Below are 18163 nucleotides of genomic sequence, written 5' to 3' on the forward strand. Positions count from 1 at the left end.
TCTAAAATTATATATTTTCCTCCCTTCCTTTCTTCGTTTAGGAATTTGATTAATTAAATCTTAATTATTTTAGCCACTACTTCCTAGCCTTCATAATATCGTCTTTTTTATAATATTATATTTAGTATGGTGTATATATTTTGACCATACTCTACATATCTATATATATTTTATTATAAAATAACTTAGAAAACCACTAAATTATAAATATTAGATTTTAATTATTTTAAATTATATATAACTATATTTAGTGATTATTAATTTTATTCTATTATTTTTTAAAAATGGAGGAAAAGTATGGATTTAAACGATTTAAAATATATAGGGAAAAAACTTGGAAGAAAGCCAAATGATGTGGAAATTGGAATGTTTGAAAACCTTTGGAGCGAACATTGTTCATACAGAAGCACAAAAAATATTTTAAGGTTATTTGGAAAGACCATAAAAGAAAATCAAAATATCGTCGTAGGTCCAGGGGATGACGCAGCATTGATAAAAATAGATGAAGAAAATGATTTATGCGTTGCCATGGCTATGGAGAGCCACAACCACCCGTCATACATAGACCCATACAACGGTGCGGCAACAGGAGTTGGAGGAATTGTAAGGGATATAATTTCCATGAACGCTAAACCGATAGCATTAATGGATGCTTTGAGGTTTGGAGATATAAACGGAGAGGAGCAGGACAAAGTAAGATGGCTTGTTGAAGGAGTTGTTGAAGGTATTGGAGACTATGGAAACAGAATCGGAGTTCCAACTGTTGGAGGAGAGTGTGAATTCGATAAATCCTACGACTACAACAACCTTGTAAATGTGGTATGTATCGGACTTGTAAAGGAAAAAGACATAATCACAGGAAAGGCAAAAGAGCCTAATTTATCCCTCATACTTGTTGGAAGTACTGGAAGGGACGGAATAGGAGGAGCTTCATTTGCCTCAAAAGACCTCACAAGTGAAAGTGAGGAGGACAGACCAAGCGTTCAGATTGGGGACGCCTTCACAGAAAAATGTTTAATTGATGCCACATTGGAGGCATGCAAAACTGGAAAGATTAAGGCAATGAAAGACCTTGGAGCTGCGGGGATTACCTCATCATGCTCTGAAATGTGTTATAGCGGTGGTGTTGGTGCAGAGCTCTACCTTGAAAATGTCATACTTAGGGAAGAAGGTATGACTCCTTATGAAATAATGGTTTCAGAATCGCAGGAGAGAATGCTTTTAGCTGTTGAGGAAGGAAGTGAAGAGGAAGTTATAAAAATATTTGAAAAGTATGAGCTCCCCGCATCAGTGATAGGAAAAACCACCGATACAAAAAAATTAGTGGCAAAAATGAACGGAGAAGTGGTTATAGATTTGCCGTTGGAATTGCTCTGTGAAGCTACACTTGTAGATAGGGAAGAAAAAGAATGTATATTAGAAACTCCTGATAATAAGGACGAAATACCTCAACCAGACGATTTAAATGATATTTTATTAAAATTGTTGAAAAGCCCAAATATAAATTCAAAGGAATGGATTTACGAAAGATACGACCACGAGGTTCAGGTAAGAACAGTTGTAAAACCTGGAAAGGATGGTGCAGTATTGCGACTTATTGAAGGTTATCCAAAAGGACTTGCCTTAACAACAGATTGTAATCCAACATACTGTAAATTAAACCCATATATTGGAAGTATTAATTTAGTATGTGAATCAGTAAGGAATTTAGCTACTGTTGGGGCAAAACCTATTGGAATGCTTGACAATTTGAATTTTGGAAATCCTGAAAGACCTGAAAGAATGTATCAAATAAAAAAATGTGTTGAAGGGCTTGCTGATTGTGCTGAGTTCTTCAATATCCCAGTAGTTGGAGGAAATGTAAGTTTATACAACGAAACCATAATTGATGGAAAGGACTATCCAATAAACCCGACCCCAACAATCTGCATAGTTGGAAAGATTGAAGATGTTGAAAAGGTTCCTTCCGTATTTAACAAAGTAAAAGAAGGGGATGTATTAATAATTACAAATGAAACAAAGGATGAAATGGGAGGAAGCGAATACTACAAATACATACACAACACAGAAAAAGGAATGGTTCCAAGAGCAGATTTGGAGAAGGAAAAAGCAATATATTCCACAGTGGTTGAGTTGATAAATGAAGGACTGATAAATGAAGCTTCCGACTGTTCAAGGGGAGGTCTTGCTGTTGCCATCTCAAAAATGTGCATAAGCAACAATATTGGTGCAGAGCTCGATTTAACAGAATACAATAAAAACAATTTAAGGGACGACATATTGCTATTCTCAGAAACATCTGGAAGAATAATACTTGCTGTAAGTGAGGAAAATAAGGATAAAGTTATGAGAGCTCTCGGTGAAAATGAATATGTTATTGGAAAAATCGGAGGAAGTTCATTGAAAATAATAAACAACAACAAAGAAATTGTAAATATGAATGTAGGAGAAATGAAAAAAGAATATAAAAATGCATTCTCCGAAATGATGGGAGAAATGTAATAAAAAATCGAGTTTGTTAGAGAGAGGTTAAAATATCCACCACACTTAAACCATGATATTCTTGTATTCCTTTTTTAATTTTTCCATTTTTCTTATATATTTCTCTACTTCTGCAATAAACGTAAATATACCATTAGACCATCTAGGGCCAAAATATTATTTAAATGATAAAATTAAACATTTACAACTAGTAAGAAACTAGGGCATATTATGAACAGAACAGAAAATAAATTGAGAATAGTGGCATTTTCAGATTTACGAGCACATTCCATAGAGAAATGTATAGAAATTATAAAAGATATTGAACCAGATGTTATTTTATATGGTGGAGACGATATTGATAGATTCGAAAGTTTGCCACAAAAACTTTTAAAGCAAATTATTGAGCAGAAAGTTAATACTTTTGATAAAGAAAAAATACAATATGCCCCTCTTGTAAATATAGACAAAAAATCATCTGCAACTTTAAGTGATATAGCCATATTCTATTTTAAAAAAGAAAAGAAAAAATATACAAAAAAAGAAATAATTAATTATCTATCTAATTATATATTTAATAATTCCAATAATTATGAAATCCGAAGTATGCTTTATGATAAAATTAACAAATATGAAAATAAAGAACCGCCACTTGAAGATATAAAAAATTTTCTTGAAAAACAGATTATATATTATATTGATAAAAATGAGAGCATTGGAGGATTGATTTATTTTTCTAATAAAAAAGAATATTTTAAAAAACTGGCTGAATTATCCAAAAATGGGTTATGTTTTGTTCTTGGTAATGACAATCACCCAATATATCGAGAAATTGGAATAAAACATAAAAATGTTTATGATGTGCATACTAAACCCTTAGTAATTGGTGATTTTGTAATCATTGGTTTAGAGGGAGCTCCCACTGATACAAAAATTAATTACATTCTATCTTATGATGACAAAACTGTTAAAAAGCATCTTAATAATATGGCAAAAAAGTATAAAAATAAAAAAATAATTGTTTTATCACATGCTCCGCCCTATAATATATTAGATTACGCTATAAGATTTGGGGGAAAACACATTGGGTCAAAACCACTATTGGAATTTATAAAAGAAAAAAAGCCATTATTGGTGGTTTGTGGTCATGTGCATAGAGAAGGGAGTAATGAAACTCTTTTTGAAAACACTCATATAATTAATGTTGCATCTCATGATGATGATATATCTCATGGTAATATGGCATTAATTGAAATAGAAGAAAATGAAATTAAAACTAAATGGATAAAGATACCTTCAAATTTTGAACTTGCAGTTAAATCATCTAAAACCGGAGATGAATTATATAAAAATTTATGTAAATTGGGAGTTTTATATGAAAGAGAATGTAAAATTCTTCGTTCTGCAATAGAAGAGTTTGGAGATGAATTTGTTTCTGATTTTCCCAATTTATATTGGAATATAAAATGCAAATATGGTTTTAGTTTATCCCATGTTATAGAACTTTACAGAATGGGAGTTAAAAAACCAGAAGATATTAAAAAAGAGCATGCTGTAAAATTAGTACAAAAAATAAAGAATGGACTATCTAAAATGATACTAATGGAAGCCATTTCAAAAGTATTTGCAAAAGATGGGGAATTAGTTATACTAAGTAATGATTTAGGGTGGCTTTTTGAAAAAAAAGTTGTTTATTTTGACGTAGAGTATATTAATTCATCAAATGTTGTATTATATGGATTTTTAATTGATGGGAAAATAAAACAATTTTCAATAGGGGAAGAGGAAGAGGTTGTTAATTTAGTCAATAAATTAATATCGGAGGGTTATAAAATACTACATTATGGAGGGGAAGACCGAAATAGCATATTAAATTTATTTAGAAGTAGAAAGATTAAATTAAAACCTGTTAAAGAAGCCTTTATTAATGTACATCATAAAATTAAAACTCAGATAGGGATTCCAATGCCATCAAAAACATTAAAAGATGTTTGTGATTATTTTGACAATTCTGAAAAGAAAATTAAAATATTCAAATATAAACTTCCAAATGGTGGTATTTTAACCTATGAAGGAACAAGACCTTATGATTTTGATGGAATGCGTAAAGTAGAATTCTGTAAAAAAATTTTAGAATCATATCAAAATGATGTTGATTTTAAAAATATGGAAGAATATCATTTATTAAAAAGAACTAATGAAGTAGATTTGTATGATTTACAAAAAATTGTAAATAATCTTAGGGATAAGATTAAACAAAAAGATTATATAAACATACCAATTGATAAAATTACAAAATAATCCATAATATAAAAATAAAAATATAAAATTATTCCAAATCTATATTTTTTAACCTATTGGAAATATAATTTAACATCTCCTTCAAATTTTCTCTATTATCATATTCATCTATAATTTTTCGGAGCTCATGTTTATCCATTTTTTTATATTCTTTAACATATTTTGTTAATAATGGGATACATCTTGTCAGTTCATCTACTATTGTAATAGTGGATTTCCTCGCAGTTCTTGAAAGTGGATTTAAATCAATGGAAATTACCTTCTTACCCATATTTACAAGAGCTTCTGTTCTATCTCCATCTTCCAAAGGGACAAGCACAACATCTGCGGAATATATTCCTTCTCCTGAAACCTTACCTCTTAGACTGTCTAAATTAGGTATTTGCTTATCTGCGTCATCTATTCCAAGTAATTTTATTTTATTATTATTTAGTTTTTCCTTTATATTTGAATCTTCTTCAAAAGCTTTTTTTATGTTTTCTTCTCTTTCTTTTGTTCTGTAAAATAGATTTACCTCTATTTTGCCGTTTAATTCTTCTGCAAGTTGAACAATTTCGTCTTTTGCAAGGGCTATTGTGTTTCCATTAATTGAAATTACTGGATTTTTCGCTAATACGAGCATTGCCGCAGAAGCTTTTATTGATTTTAATGCTATATCTATGGTTTCCTCACCAATGAGATAATCAAATGCCTCTCCTCTACCGTGTGCAGTAAGCCCAGCTTTTGCAAGTATTCCTTTATTTAGTGCTTCCACTACCTTTTCACGATTTAATAATGATTTGTATCTTGGATGTGTTTTTGGAACAAATGTCATAATCTCCCTTTCAATTTTTTATTTATTAAATAATTTATATTAATAATTATATTGATAATTATTTTAATAGCCCATATTTATTAATATATTCCAAAATAATAGCTATAAGAACTGGAAGTATTAAATTGTCATCAATTTTTATTTTTTTACTAACAAACTCGACGCAGGCACCAATAAATGCAACAATAATTCCATACATTCCATAAGGATAATATAATATAATACATGCCGAAATAAAAAATGCCAAAAATCCTTCAATAGTTTTTCCAAAATATTTTATTTTTAATTTTCCTCTAACTCCAATTAATGTGGCAAGTCCATCTCCAATAGCAAAAACAAGTATGGAATAAAATGCAGAGTTAATATCTTCAATTATAATCAATGTTATCAACAAACCAATTGCAAATAGAATAGCCCCTTTTCCACATTCATTGTCCCTTCCACACATATTAAGTAAATCAGATATTATTGGAATATAATGCTCTTTTAAATAATAATACAATAAAATTCCAATTAATATTAAAATAAATAATGGTAGTATAAGGGGTGCTTTTCCAATATATAGGACGGAAAAAGCTACAATGATTCCAAATATTATATGTAGGGTCTGCCGATATATTTCTCTTATTATCATAATAATACCTAAGGTTATTAATTAGTCAATATCCAGTATTATTTACTAAAATTACAAACTTTCTTTAATTGCCTCATATAATTTATCACATAAAAACTTTATTTCTTCCTCAGTAATTGTCAATGGTGGAATAATTATCAGCGTATTAAATATTGGTCTCATATATATGCCCTTTTCAAGTAATTTATCCGCAACTTTATACCCTGCCTTAAATTCATAAGGATATGGCTCCTTAGTTTCTTTGTTCTTTACGAGCTCTATACCAATCATAAAACCTTTCTTCCTAATATCTCCAACATGTTCCAGTTCCTTCAATTTATCCAATGAGTCATGAAGTAGTTTTATCTTTTCCTCGATATTTTCAAATACCCCATCATTTTTTAGCATGTCCATTGTGGCAATTGATGCAGCACATAATATTTGATTTCCTGTATATGTGTGTCCGTGGAAAAACTGCCTGCATTCTTCAAAATCTCCTAAAAACTGATTATATATTTCTTCCGTTGTAATGGTTGCTGCAAGTGGCACATATCCGCCAGTTATCCCTTTTCCAAGGGTGATTATGTCTGGTTTTTCCAGTTTCTTTAATGTTTCATTATCTGAAAAAAGGTATTTTCCCAATCTTCCAAAGGTTGCCACTTCATCCAGTATTAGTATTATGTCGTTTTCCTTACATTTCTTTGCAACTTCTTCGATATACCCATCAGGGTATGGAATCATACCAGCTGAACCCATTACTCCTGCTTCAAGAATTACACAAAACAGTTCATCCTTATGCTCTTCTATAAGATTCAGCATATTTTCAAGGCATTTCATACTGCATCCTTTTTCATTTCTCTCATCGGTATCCTTGAAATTGTGGTATTCACACCTATAACAGTATGGGGCATTCGCATGATAGCCCTTAAATAAAAGTGGTTTAAAAAATCCGTGGAATGTTTCACTACCCCCCACACTCATTGTTCCAATTGTATCTCCATGATAACCTTCTTTCACTGAAACAAATTTTGTTCTTTTATTTTTTTTACCATCCCTTAATTGATAATATTCAAAAGCCATTTTAACAGCTATTTCCACAGCTTCCGCACCATCTTCTGAATAAAATACCTTATTTAAATGTGGCGGGGTGATTTCAACAAGTTTTTTTGCTAAAACTATTGAAGGGACATTTCCACAGCCTAAAAGCGTAGAATGGCATATTTTTTCAGCTTGATTTTTCATTGCATCAATTATTCTTTTTTCACTGTGTCCGAAAAGATTGCACCATATGGAAGAAACTGCATCAAGATATTTCTTTCCGTTTATGTCTATTAAGTAGTTTCCTTCGCCCCTTTCTACAATTATATTTTTTGATGGCGGGTCATATTCTTTCATCTGCGTATATGGATGCCAAACATATTTTTTGTCCCATTCGACAAGTTGTTCTGGATTAAATTTATTATTCATCTTATCACCATCTATAACTAAAAATTATCATGTTTATTAAAATATAATAATATCAACTATTTAAATAAAATATAAAAAAATTAAAATAAAATAAAAAGTAGAATAAATATTTAATTATCATATTAATTATTATTTTTTATTAATTTTCTCCTTTCCAAATTCCAACAAATAACATGTGGTCTTTTTCAAATGGCTCAATATTTACCTCGTCAATGATTTCAAAACCGCCGTTTATTAAAATCTCCTTCTGTTCCTCAAATATTTCTTTTGGATTTCTAACAACATCGACACTTCTGGCTTTTATGGAAATCATTCCATATCCATTTTCTTTTAAAAACCATTTTGCATTTTTTACAAGTATCTCTGCCTGATTTGGCTGTGCAACATCCTCAAAAATTACATCTACTTTCTCAACTATATTTGAGTAAGTATTTGGGGCATTTGCATCCCCCAATATTGGGATTAAATTTTTCCTATCGTTGCAGACTTCTAAAAACTCCCTCATAATCCTTGGTGCAAATTCCACAGAATAAACTGGTGAGCTCTCAGTTATATCTGCAACATGGGATGGTGTTGTTCCTGCGGATACTCCCAAATAAAGGACTTTTGTGCTTCTTTTGATTGGCATGTGTTTTAATCCATTTATTATGGAAGCTCCCAACTTACTTTTATTGGGATTCCAAATTCTATATTCTATACCATCTACTTCAATTAATTTTTCCCCATATACTCTTTTTGATGGAACCAGCGATTTTGTAGCGATTCTTCTTATTCCATCGCCCATATCTACTTCGTAAATATTATCAAAAATTTCCTTAATTTTCACAGTATCACCGAATATTTTAATTTATAATTTAGAGGATGTTTTTCCTATTACTTTTCTCTCAGTTTTTGGTCTGTCTTTTTTATGATTTTTTTGTCTTGTTTTTTCTGATTTTTTCTTAGGTTTTGATGATTTTTCTGGTTGCTTATCCTTTCCTTTTCCACCCGGCTTACCCTTAGCCCTATCTTCTTTTCTACCTTTTCCCTTACCCTTGGCTTCTCCTCTTCCTTTTCCTTTTTTACCTCTTCTATCGTCATCTCTTCTTACTGGTTTTTTCTTTCTTGGCTCTGGGTATTTTTCCTTTATAGACTCGACCTTTTTATTGAGGTCTTCCAGGAGCTCATCTGCAATATAGTTTCCAAATACATCTGCCCTAACTGCAATTGAAAGTTTGCATGCGAGAGCTCTTGCAACCTTACCTTTAATCCACCACGGTGATGATTGAAGAAGAGGATGCTGGAATATCACACCATGTTTTGGAGGTAGAGCTCCTTCTCTAAGATGTGCAAATAATGCCTTTTCCGCACCTATCACCTGTATTGTGGATGCTGGAAGTTTTGATAATCTATCAATCCCACCGGTTAAACTTATTAACCTTGCACCTAATGATGAACCAGCCATTTTTGTCAAGTTTGGAGCAGTTTCTTCCATTAATTCTTCCAAATACTTCTGTAAATTTTCTCGGAGATTATACATTGATTTTATTTCTTCTGCAAATATTTTTATAACTGCCAAATCCCTCTCTGACAACTCTGCACCCATTGATTTTTTTGCAACTGTGGATAATGTTCTTGCAAGCTTTGAAGGGAGGGATTTTTTCAGCCTTGTTCTTGTGTAATTATCCCTTTCTGTGTATGTGGATGCCACATCTACATAGAGCTCGTGTTTTTTTATCAATTTATCCATCTCTGGGAAGTATAATGAATACCACTCTCTAAATCTCTCGGAGAATAAATTTAAGCTCTCATCTAAATCATCCAATGCACTTACAGTTTGGATTATTAACTTATCTCCTTCCTCGGAAGATTTTTTCATGAGCAATTTTGTAAATTCGGTGCCCCATAAATTCATTTTTTCAATAAAATCATCATAATCTTTAAAAACATTGTATTTATTACCTAGTTCATATAGGTTTTTCCTTATAAGCTCCCCTGCAATATTTGGCTCGTTTTCAGATAGTTCAATATTTATTTCTTCCTCCATTCCTTCGTCGTTAGTTATATTCCATTCTTTTTTTAGCTCCTCAACAATTTCAAAATTTCCATTCCTCAAATCATACATAATCTTAGGAATATCCTCTTCCTCAAAGATTTTGCAGTATTTTATATCATCTATTGTTAAATTCTCTAAATTTCCATCTGATTCCAAAGCAAATGCTCCATAAGGTGCAAATGTTAAATATATCATAAAATCACCATTAATTTAATATAAAATTTAATATAAATAAATAATTATTATATATAACCTAAAATAGAATTTTTATTTAATATTTTTATTTTAGATAATATATTCATAATATTTAAACTATGGCATTTTTATTGCTTCTAAGTATATCCTTTTCATCAGAAAACTATATATATTATAGTATATATTATGCTATTGTTAATTTTTTAAAGTAGTTTAACCGCTAAAAGCAAACGATATGGATTAAATATAAATATAAAACAACCTAAATTAAACATATTAATCTAAATGAAAAGATGGCTTTGTTTTTAAGCCAGAAAACCACTTTTTTGGAGGAGCAAATATGACAGATGAAAACCTATTGACAACATTGGACACATATTTGGCGTCTGGAATTCACATAGGAACTCAGCAAAAAACAGAAGACATGAAAAGGTTTATTTACAGAGTAAGGTCTGATGGACTTTATGTTTTAGATGTTAGAAAAACAGATGAGAGAATAAGATTGGCTGCAAAATTCTTATCAAACTATGAACCAGAAGATATTTTAGCAGTTTCAAGAAGAATTTACTCAGTAGGTCCTTTGAAGAAATTCGGTCAAATTACTGGAATAACCACAGTTGCAGGAAGGTTTGTTCCAGGAACATTGACAAACCCATCATCAAGAAAATTCCTTGAACCAGAGGTTCTATTTTTAAGCGACCCTAGGGTAGATAGACAGGCATTAAAAGAAGCAATAGAAATCGGAATCCCTGTTGTAGGAATGTGCGATACAGAACATTTAACCTCATTTATCGACTTCATAATCCCAACAAACAACAAAGGTAGAAAAGCAGTTTCATTAATATACTACCTCATAGCAAGAGAATACATGAAAAACAGAGGATTGATTGGTGAAGATGTACCATTCACATATGAAGAATTCTTGGAAAAGGCTATGAATGTTAAGGTAAAAATCACACCACAACAGTTCCAGAGAGGAAGGAGAAGAAGATAAATATAAAAAAGTTAATATATATTAATACAAATAATTTGAGGATGCAAAAATATAAAAATGTATTATTTAGCATACCTTACTATGCCATAGGATGATTAAAATGGATGAAGAATTATTATTTGAATGCCCAATTTGCGACGACATAACCCCTCATGATATATTAAAAAGGCAGGAGTCAAAAAAACACATAAAGCTAACTGTAAAGTGTTTGAACTGCGGATATGTCCATGATGTTGAAAAAAATATAAAACTAAAAGATGTGAAGGTAATTATAAGCAGATACGGGGAATCTGAAAAAAAGGTTTCTCAGCTTCCAGTGGATGAAGTTTTAAAAGTCGGGGATATCATAAATATTTTTGGAGAGGATGTGGAAATAACCAGTATAGAAACTACAAAGAGGGTTATGTCATCAAAGGTTGAAGATATACAAACGATATGGGCAAAATCTCTAAACATACCTAAAAAGGTTGGTATTTCTATAAACGATAGAGATACCACCTATTCCATCAATATATTAGTTCCTCAAGATTATGTATTCGATAATGAAACAACATATCGAGTAGGAAGGATGTTCTTTAAAATAAAGATGATAAAAACTGAAAAAGGAACATTTAAAAGGGAAATTGCAAGAAAAATAAAAAGAATATATGCAAACTCTTCAAGACCTGTTAGAAATTATGAGGATTTAACTGAAAATATTGTGTAAATAAATTAAAAATACCTGCCTATATATAATTATTTAATAAATTATTTAAATTACAAATATATCGTAATATCACTAATGAGGTGTAATTCATGGCAAGAATGAAAGCTAGGGCTGGCAAAGGAAGAAGAGTGGCCAGAGATACTTGGAAAACAAAATCATGGTATAATATATATACCCCACAGTCATTCGGTGGAGATTTAATAGGTCATACTCCTGCAAACGACCCATCATTAGTTATTGGAAGAGTTGCAGAAACAAGCTTAAAAGATTTAACAAATGACCACTCAAAACACATGATAAGAATGTACTTCAAAATAGACGGAGTTAGCGGAACAAACGCAACAACCCAATTTGTTGGTCATGATACAACAAGAGAATATTTAAAATCCTTAATTAGAAGAAGAAGAAGTAAAATAACAACCATCACAGATGTAAGAACAAAAGATGGATACAAGTTAAGAGTTAAAGCTATGGTTTTAACAGCAGTTAGAGCAAGAGACCACCACAAAACAGACATAAGAAAGAAAATGGAAGAAATTGTCAGAGATATGGCTAAAAACGCAACATTCCCAGAATTTGTTCAAGCTATGTTGTTAGGTGGATTGGGTTCAAAAATATATGGGGAGTGCAAAAAAATATTCCCTATGAAAAGAGTAGAAGTTTATAAATCAGAAGTTTTAGAGTTTGGAAAACCAGTAGAAGCTCCTGAACCAGAAGAAACCGAAGAATCTACCGCAGAAGTAGAAGAAAAGGTAGAAACCGAAGAAGTGAAAGAGGAATAAATTAAATAACTTTTTTTCTTTTTTATTTATAACATAAATAAGATAAAATTTTCATTATTTTTAGGATTTTTCGTAACTATGACTATGGTGGATTAATTCATATTTGATATTTTTGTTTTCTACACATTTTTTAATAAGTTTTTCCCTATTTGATAAAGTCCCTTTTTTTCCAGTTTTTACCTCTACAAATACTATTTTTCTTAAATTTCTTTCACTTAATCCATCAAATACTACAAAATCCACAGGACTTCCAATAAATCTTGCATCCTTTGGATTGTATTTAAATTCTGGAAAGTATGGAATTAAATTTTCTATTATTTTACCCTTTACAACAGCCTCGCTTCTTTTAATGGCGTCCCTTCTTATATTTTTTTCCTCCTTCTGCTTCCACTCTTTAAATAAAATTTTTGCTTTTTCATCAACTTCTCTTTTTAATTCAATGGTTTTCCATTCATCGAATAACTTTAATGCCCTGAGCTCTATCTCTTCTTTTAATTTTAAATACTTCCAAAACAAAAAGATTAAAACAACTACCAATAACAATACTATTAAATTTAAAATTAAATCCATATTATCAACTGTAAAATTTATAATATAGTGGAATAAATGAATTAACTAATAATTGCATATATATTATGGAGGTGAGATTATTAAAAAACTTATGCTAGTATGGGTGCTATTATTTATAAGTAGTTTTATAGCTTTTTCTGAATGTTTGGATATACATATAAATAACAACTACAACAATGCAAATAATTTTATCAATAACCACGAGCATTTTACTGCCAAGGTTATAAAAATTACAGATGGTGATACAATATGGGTTATGGCTGAAAACGGAACAAAGTATAAAATAAGACTTTTAGGTGTTGATACACCAGAGATATATCACAAGAATAGTCCGGAAAAATTTTATATCAACAACCATCCAATTACTAATATAACTTATTTGAAAGTGTGGGGTTATAAGGCAAAAGATTATGCAAAAAACGAGCTGGGAAATAAGACTGTTGTTGTAGTTTTTGATAACAAAGCTCCAAAAAAAGGATATTACGGCAGATATCTCGCATACATATATGTGGATGGAAGGGATTTTAACGAAGAATTGATTAAAAATGGATATGCTAGGGTTTATGTGTCTAATTTTGAATTAAAAAATGAATATTTAAAAGAAGAAAGATATGCAAAAGAAAATAGAATAGGATTGTGGAATTTAAGCAAATTAAAATATAATAATTAATTATTCAATATTAATACCTTTTTTAATGGATACTTCACTCTTTGGTAAATCTACTATAAGCATACCATTTTCAAATTTGGCAGATGCTGTATCCTCTTTTACAGTTGCAGGTAATTTTATTGTTCTATATATTTCTCCATCCTCAGGAATTTCTGAATAAATAACTCTTTCAGATTCTGTTATCATCAATGGTGCTCTTTTTGCCCTAATTTCTAAGGTGTCTCCAACAGCATTAACTACAATATCTTCCTTATTTACACCTGGAATCATTGCTATGACTTTTATATTATTGTCCCCTTCAATCAATGTAATTGGCATATATCCTTTACCAGAAACTTCAAGACCTCCTGAACTCATTTTCATAGTTCTCATTCCACCCATTGGAGACATAAACATTTCAGCCATCAATTTTTCAATCTCTGAAAATGGATCTCTTCCAAACATATTTTTCACCCCATTTTTTTCTATAATATTATACCTCAATTGTTCTATATAAATATTTCTATTTAGTGTATTATTATGCCACAATTACTAATAATTAATAAAAATAACTATAAAAACAAAAAAAACTCATTATTAAATAAATTATATATTTTATTTACGGTGGTATCATGTTTGGAAGTTTAAAGGAAAAATTAAACAAAACAGTTTTAAAATTAACTGAAAAGATATATTCAAAGGGGATAACCGAAGAAAATCACGAAGAAAGCTTTGCTAATATTAATACTGAAACTTATAAGGGATCGCAAAAGACCAATGAAATAAAGAATGAAAAGAAGGAAAAATCAGGCTCTGAAAAAAAAGGAATAGCTAAATCAATCAGTTTAGGAAAAAAAGAAGTAGAATCCAGAACAGAGGCAAATGTGAAAGATGCAAATAATATAACTAATACAAATAATAATTCAGAGATAGGAGAAAAATCCACTGAAAGTGTTGAAAAGAAAAAAAAAATTGGATTCTTTGATAGATATAAAATAACAAAAACTATAAAAAAAGCCCTTGGTAAAGATGTTGTATTAACCGAGGATGATATAGAAGATGTTTTGGAAGAATTGGAACTGGAATTATTAGAGGCTGATGTTGCCTATGATGTCGTCGAAAAACTTGTTGAATCATTAAAAAATCAGCTTGTAGGAACAAAAATAACGGCAAAAGATGACCCTGAAAAGATTACATTAAACGCTTTAAAAAATGCCATAAAAGAAATATTATCTCAAAAAAATATAGATATATATCAATTGATAGAGGAGAAGAAAAAATTAAAGGAACCTGCTGTGATAGTATTTGTAGGTATAAATGGAACAGGAAAAACTACATCGATAGCAAAACTTGCATATAAATTAAAAGAAAGAGGATATTCTGTGGTTTTAGCAGCAGGAGACACATTTAGGGCTGGAGCAATTGAACAGCTTGAAGAGCATGCTAAAAATATAAATGTTAGAGTTATAAAACATCAAAAAGGTGCGGATAGTGCTGCTGTAATATACGATGCAATACAACATGCAAAAGCCAGAGGGATAAATGTAGTTTTAGCAGATACTGCTGGAAGACAGGCCACAAATATTAATTTAATGGATGAAATTAAAAAAGTAATAAGGGTAACAAAACCTGATTTGGTTGTATTTGTAGGGGATGCCCTTGCTGGAAACGATGCCATAATCCAGGCTGAGGAATTCAACAACGCCGTTAATATAGATGGTGTAATATTAACAAAAGTAGATGCAGATGCAAAAGGTGGCGCAGCACTTTCCATTGCCTATGCCATTGGAAAACCTATTTTATTCTTAGGGGTAGGTCAAAGATATAAGGATTTAGAAGAATTTAATGTGGATTGGATGGTGAATAAATTATTTGGAGATGAAGAAGTTAAATACTCTACTGAGAGGGAGTTCTAATATAGCAATATAGAGATGAAAACCTCCATATTTTGATATTCATACCCTTTTTATTTATTTTATTTTTCAATATCCATTTTTAAAACACCATATCCAATATATCCAATAGCACAAACTGCCAATGGCTCAAATATTCCAAATACTGCCAAAATTAGCGAAATCGCAAATATTGCCATTCCTATTTTATTTGGATATTTTGGATATTTAATATCACTTATCATCAACAATCCAAACAATACTGCCAATATCGGAACGATTATATCACTAAAATTATATCCTACAATATTGGAATATCTCAAAAACAATTCACAGGTAATACTTAGAACCAAAGCTCCCGCAGGTATGGGAAGCCCAACAAAATACTTAACATCCAATATACCAAATCTTGCCAACCGCAGAGCTCCGCATATGAGAAATACCAATGATGCAATTAAGCTAAATGTTCCTTCGAAATAATAATAAAGTAAATAAGCAGGAGCTACCCCAAAACTAACAACATCACAGATACTGTCCAGTTCTGCCCCAAAATCTGACACGGTATTAGTTTTTCTTGCAATATAACCATCCATAGCATCAAAAACTATTGCTATGTATATAAATCTGAAATCATGAAACAATATGGCAAGCATACCAAAAATAATATTTATGATAGTTACATAATCCGATATTGTAATAATATCCTTAATTTTAAACATTTTTATCATCTTTTTTTATTTTTATTTTTCCTTTTTCTTTTTAGGTTTAATAAATATAACATTATATAAAAATTAATTATAACACTTTATAAAGTCGATTGATACATTCTCTTGATTTTTCAAGCTTCTTATTTCCAATATTTAATAACATTTTTAAATAATTATTATCCACTAAGAGCTCACCATTTATGCCTATTGGAACATCCATTTTATATGTGCTTAAAATTTCAACTATTATTCTCCTATCTGTTATGGATTTTATGGACGATGCCTTTAAACCGTTATGAATTGCAAGTTCGAGAAGTTTTTTTGCATGGATTATATCCTTTGACGCAACATGCAAAATTGGAGAATTCATTACAAAAACCATGGTTTCAAAATTTTCTGATTTTTTATTAATTGCTTCAAATAATTCTTCTTCCTTTGCATAATGGTGCCATTTTCCAAGCCATTTTGAATATATCTTCGGATTTTTATTCTTTGGAAATTCCATAATACCGCATCTTCCTGCACAAGAGCTCGTAGTATAATAATTCTCCATTTCGTTTATTTTATCCACTATAAACATTACCTCTTTATCTACAAAATTATTTTTTATTGCCTCTTTTAGCTTTTCCATGGTTCTTTTTTTATCTTCCTGAAACATGATTTCACAAGTATTACTTATTAATTACATAGATTTATGATGATGATTATAATAATTGTAGTAATGATGCAACAGCGATTAATAAAATAGTAATAATAAATATAAATTATTTATAATTTATTAAATATAACATATAAAAAACTGCACCGGAAATAAATGCAACAATTCCCCCATATATAAAGGTTATTTTAGGATTGATTTGCCATAAATATCCAGCTATTAAACTGGAAGGTAGGCTTATTAATCCTACAACCGTGTGGAATGTTCCAAGTGCTGTCCCCCTTATTTCGTCTGAGCTCAGGTCAGAAACATAAGCCCTCTGATTTCCTTGAATTATGGCATAAGATATACCATATAATGCAAACAATAGGATAAACCAATTCAAAGAATGAAAGTATGCAAAACCAAAAGAAGTTAAGGCGTATAAAAAAATAGCCTGAAATAATAACCTTTTTTCTCCCTATCTTATCTGAAAGAATCCCAAATGGAATGGCAAATGATGCATAGAATATATTAAATAAAGCATACAGTAAAATGGGCATTCCCACAGATAATTCACCAGTGAAATATTCCTAAGCTCTCAGTACGAAAAACATATAGCTGAAATTAGCCAGTGTAAATATGGCTGAAACTAATATAAACAGTTTAAGGGGTTTCGATAGATTTTTTAAGCTTATTTTTAATGATAGGTTTGTTTTATTGCCCGATACTTCTTTAACAAAATAAAGAGGAATAAGTGTAAAAAATGAAATTATTGCGGCAATCAATATAATTTTGTTGAAATCATATTTTAAAAACCAAAATAATATAAAGACTGTTATTGAACCAATAATGGCTCCAAATGTATCAAACGCCCTATGGATGCCAAAACCCACTCCTCTTTTTCCCACCTCTGTTGAATCGGCTATCATGGCATCCCCTTGGTGCAGTTCTAACACCTTTTCCAATCCTTTCAAATACTGAAAAAAACAAAACTCCTGACCATGTTTTTGAAAGAGATAATAAAAATTTAAATATGGACGAGGCAAAATATCCTGAAAAAACAAAAATCTTCCGTTTTCCCGTTTTATCTGAATAATATCCAAATACTACCTTTAAAATACTAGCTATACTATCCCTTAATCCCCCAATTAAACCAACAATTAAACTTGAACCTCCCAATGATGATATAAACATTGGTAAAATAGGCATAATCATTTCACTGTTTATATCATTTATAAAACTAACAATACTCAACAAAAAAACATTTTTATTTATGCCATAATATTTTTTTTCTTTAACACCTTCCTTAATTTTCAT

Annotated in this window: 19 protein-coding genes; 7 read left to right on the forward strand and 12 right to left on the reverse strand. The window is 30.4% G+C overall.

Annotated features, from left to right (window positions below; all coding sequences use genetic code 11):
• The first annotated feature begins 297 nt into the window (after positions 1–297).
• Both purL and F7B34_RS01405 read left to right on the forward strand, forming a co-directional pair.
• On the forward strand, positions 298–2502 hold the full coding sequence (gene purL / locus F7B34_RS01400) for a phosphoribosylformylglycinamidine synthase subunit PurL (protein WP_292459747.1): 2205 nt from the start codon (positions 298–300) through the stop codon (positions 2500–2502).
• A gap of 210 nt (positions 2503–2712) precedes the next feature.
• Positions 2713–4782 carry a metallophosphoesterase gene (locus F7B34_RS01405; RefSeq protein WP_292459749.1) on the forward strand — a complete coding sequence of 690 codons (2070 nt, stop codon included), beginning with the start codon at positions 2713–2715 and terminating at the stop codon, positions 4780–4782.
• Positions 4783–4810: 28 nt separating this feature from the next.
• Here the strand turns inward: F7B34_RS01405 and F7B34_RS01410 are convergent, their stop codons facing one another.
• The 5 genes from F7B34_RS01410 to F7B34_RS01430 all read right to left on the reverse strand — a co-directional run bounded on the left by F7B34_RS01410 (position 4811) and on the right by F7B34_RS01430 (position 9906).
• Entirely contained in the window at positions 4811–5596 is a 786-nt protein-coding gene (locus tag F7B34_RS01410) for a 4-phosphopantoate--beta-alanine ligase (protein WP_292459751.1), read from the reverse strand.
• Positions 5597–5654: 58 nt separating this feature from the next.
• A complete protein-coding gene (locus tag F7B34_RS01415) occupies positions 5655–6230 on the reverse strand; it encodes a diacylglycerol/polyprenol kinase family protein (protein ID WP_292459753.1) in 576 nt (191 codons plus the stop codon).
• Between the two features lie 51 nt (positions 6231–6281).
• Positions 6282–7676: an adenosylmethionine--8-amino-7-oxononanoate transaminase gene (bioA, locus tag F7B34_RS01420; protein ID WP_292459754.1), complete on the reverse strand. Its 1395-nt coding sequence runs from the start codon at positions 7674–7676 to the stop codon at positions 6282–6284.
• 139 nt (positions 7677–7815) lie between these two features.
• Positions 7816–8517 (reverse strand): fibrillarin-like rRNA/tRNA 2'-O-methyltransferase, encoded by a 702-nt coding sequence (locus F7B34_RS01425; RefSeq protein WP_292459790.1) that lies wholly within the window; start codon positions 8515–8517, stop codon positions 7816–7818.
• Between the two features lie 6 nt (positions 8518–8523).
• Positions 8524–9906 carry a Pre-mRNA processing ribonucleoprotein gene (locus tag F7B34_RS01430; protein WP_292459756.1) on the reverse strand — a complete coding sequence of 461 codons (1383 nt, stop codon included), beginning with the start codon at positions 9904–9906 and terminating at the stop codon, positions 8524–8526.
• Positions 9907–10246: 340 nt separating this feature from the next.
• On the opposite strand from F7B34_RS01430, the gene rpsB reads away from it, so the two are divergent.
• The 3 genes from rpsB (at position 10247) to F7B34_RS01445 (ending at position 12388) form a co-directional block, all read left to right on the forward strand.
• Entirely contained in the window at positions 10247–10900 is a 654-nt protein-coding gene (rpsB, locus tag F7B34_RS01435; RefSeq protein ID WP_292459758.1) for a 30S ribosomal protein S2, read from the forward strand.
• A 100-nt stretch (positions 10901–11000) separates the two neighbouring features.
• Positions 11001–11606 carry an HVO_0476 family zinc finger protein gene (locus F7B34_RS01440; RefSeq protein ID WP_292459760.1) on the forward strand — a complete coding sequence of 202 codons (606 nt, stop codon included), beginning with the start codon at positions 11001–11003 and terminating at the stop codon, positions 11604–11606.
• Positions 11607–11695: 89 nt separating this feature from the next.
• Complete coding sequence (locus F7B34_RS01445; protein ID WP_292459761.1) at positions 11696–12388, forward strand: 30S ribosomal protein S3ae; 693 nt, start codon at positions 11696–11698, stop codon at positions 12386–12388.
• Positions 12389–12448: 60 nt separating this feature from the next.
• Here F7B34_RS01445 and F7B34_RS01450 read toward each other — a convergent pair whose 3' ends face one another.
• Complete coding sequence (locus F7B34_RS01450; protein WP_292459763.1) at positions 12449–12958, reverse strand: Holliday junction resolvase-like protein; 510 nt, start codon at positions 12956–12958, stop codon at positions 12449–12451.
• 91 nt (positions 12959–13049) lie between these two features.
• Here F7B34_RS01450 and F7B34_RS01455 point away from each other — a divergent pair, with 91 nt between their 5' ends.
• The gene (locus tag F7B34_RS01455; RefSeq protein ID WP_394355306.1) at positions 13050–13628 is read left to right on the forward strand and encodes a thermonuclease family protein; all 579 of its coding nucleotides are present in this window, start codon (positions 13050–13052) and stop codon (positions 13626–13628) included.
• Here F7B34_RS01455 and F7B34_RS01460 read toward each other — a convergent pair whose 3' ends face one another.
• A complete protein-coding gene (locus F7B34_RS01460) occupies positions 13629–14072 on the reverse strand; it encodes an Hsp20/alpha crystallin family protein (RefSeq protein ID WP_292459766.1) in 444 nt (147 codons plus the stop codon).
• A 167-nt stretch (positions 14073–14239) separates the two neighbouring features.
• Here F7B34_RS01460 and ftsY point away from each other — a divergent pair, with 167 nt between their 5' ends.
• Complete coding sequence (ftsY, locus tag F7B34_RS01465) at positions 14240–15523, forward strand: signal recognition particle-docking protein FtsY (protein ID WP_292459767.1); 1284 nt, start codon at positions 14240–14242, stop codon at positions 15521–15523.
• Between the two features lie 59 nt (positions 15524–15582).
• Here ftsY and pssA read toward each other — a convergent pair whose 3' ends face one another.
• The 5 genes from pssA to F7B34_RS01490 form a co-directional block, all read right to left on the reverse strand.
• Positions 15583–16218 (reverse strand): CDP-diacylglycerol--serine O-phosphatidyltransferase, encoded by a 636-nt coding sequence (gene pssA / locus F7B34_RS01470; protein WP_292459770.1) that lies wholly within the window; start codon positions 16216–16218, stop codon positions 15583–15585.
• 76 nt (positions 16219–16294) lie between these two features.
• Complete coding sequence (locus F7B34_RS01475) at positions 16295–16864, reverse strand: hypothetical protein (protein ID WP_292459772.1); 570 nt, start codon at positions 16862–16864, stop codon at positions 16295–16297.
• A 106-nt stretch (positions 16865–16970) separates the two neighbouring features.
• Entirely contained in the window at positions 16971–17297 is a 327-nt protein-coding gene (locus F7B34_RS01480) for an MFS transporter (RefSeq protein ID WP_292459792.1), read from the reverse strand.
• Positions 17298–17436: 139 nt separating this feature from the next.
• Positions 17437–17775, reverse strand: a complete 339-nt coding sequence (locus tag F7B34_RS01485) for a hypothetical protein (RefSeq protein WP_292459774.1) — start codon at positions 17773–17775, stop codon at positions 17437–17439.
• A complete protein-coding gene (locus F7B34_RS01490; RefSeq protein ID WP_292459777.1) occupies positions 17720–18163 on the reverse strand; it encodes an MFS transporter in 444 nt (147 codons plus the stop codon). The genes F7B34_RS01485 and F7B34_RS01490 overlap by 56 nt, the downstream gene beginning before the upstream one ends.

This window comes from Methanothermococcus sp., from assembly GCF_015523155.1.
Classification (GTDB): Archaea; AGJL01; Methanococci; order Methanococcales; family Methanococcaceae; genus Methanofervidicoccus.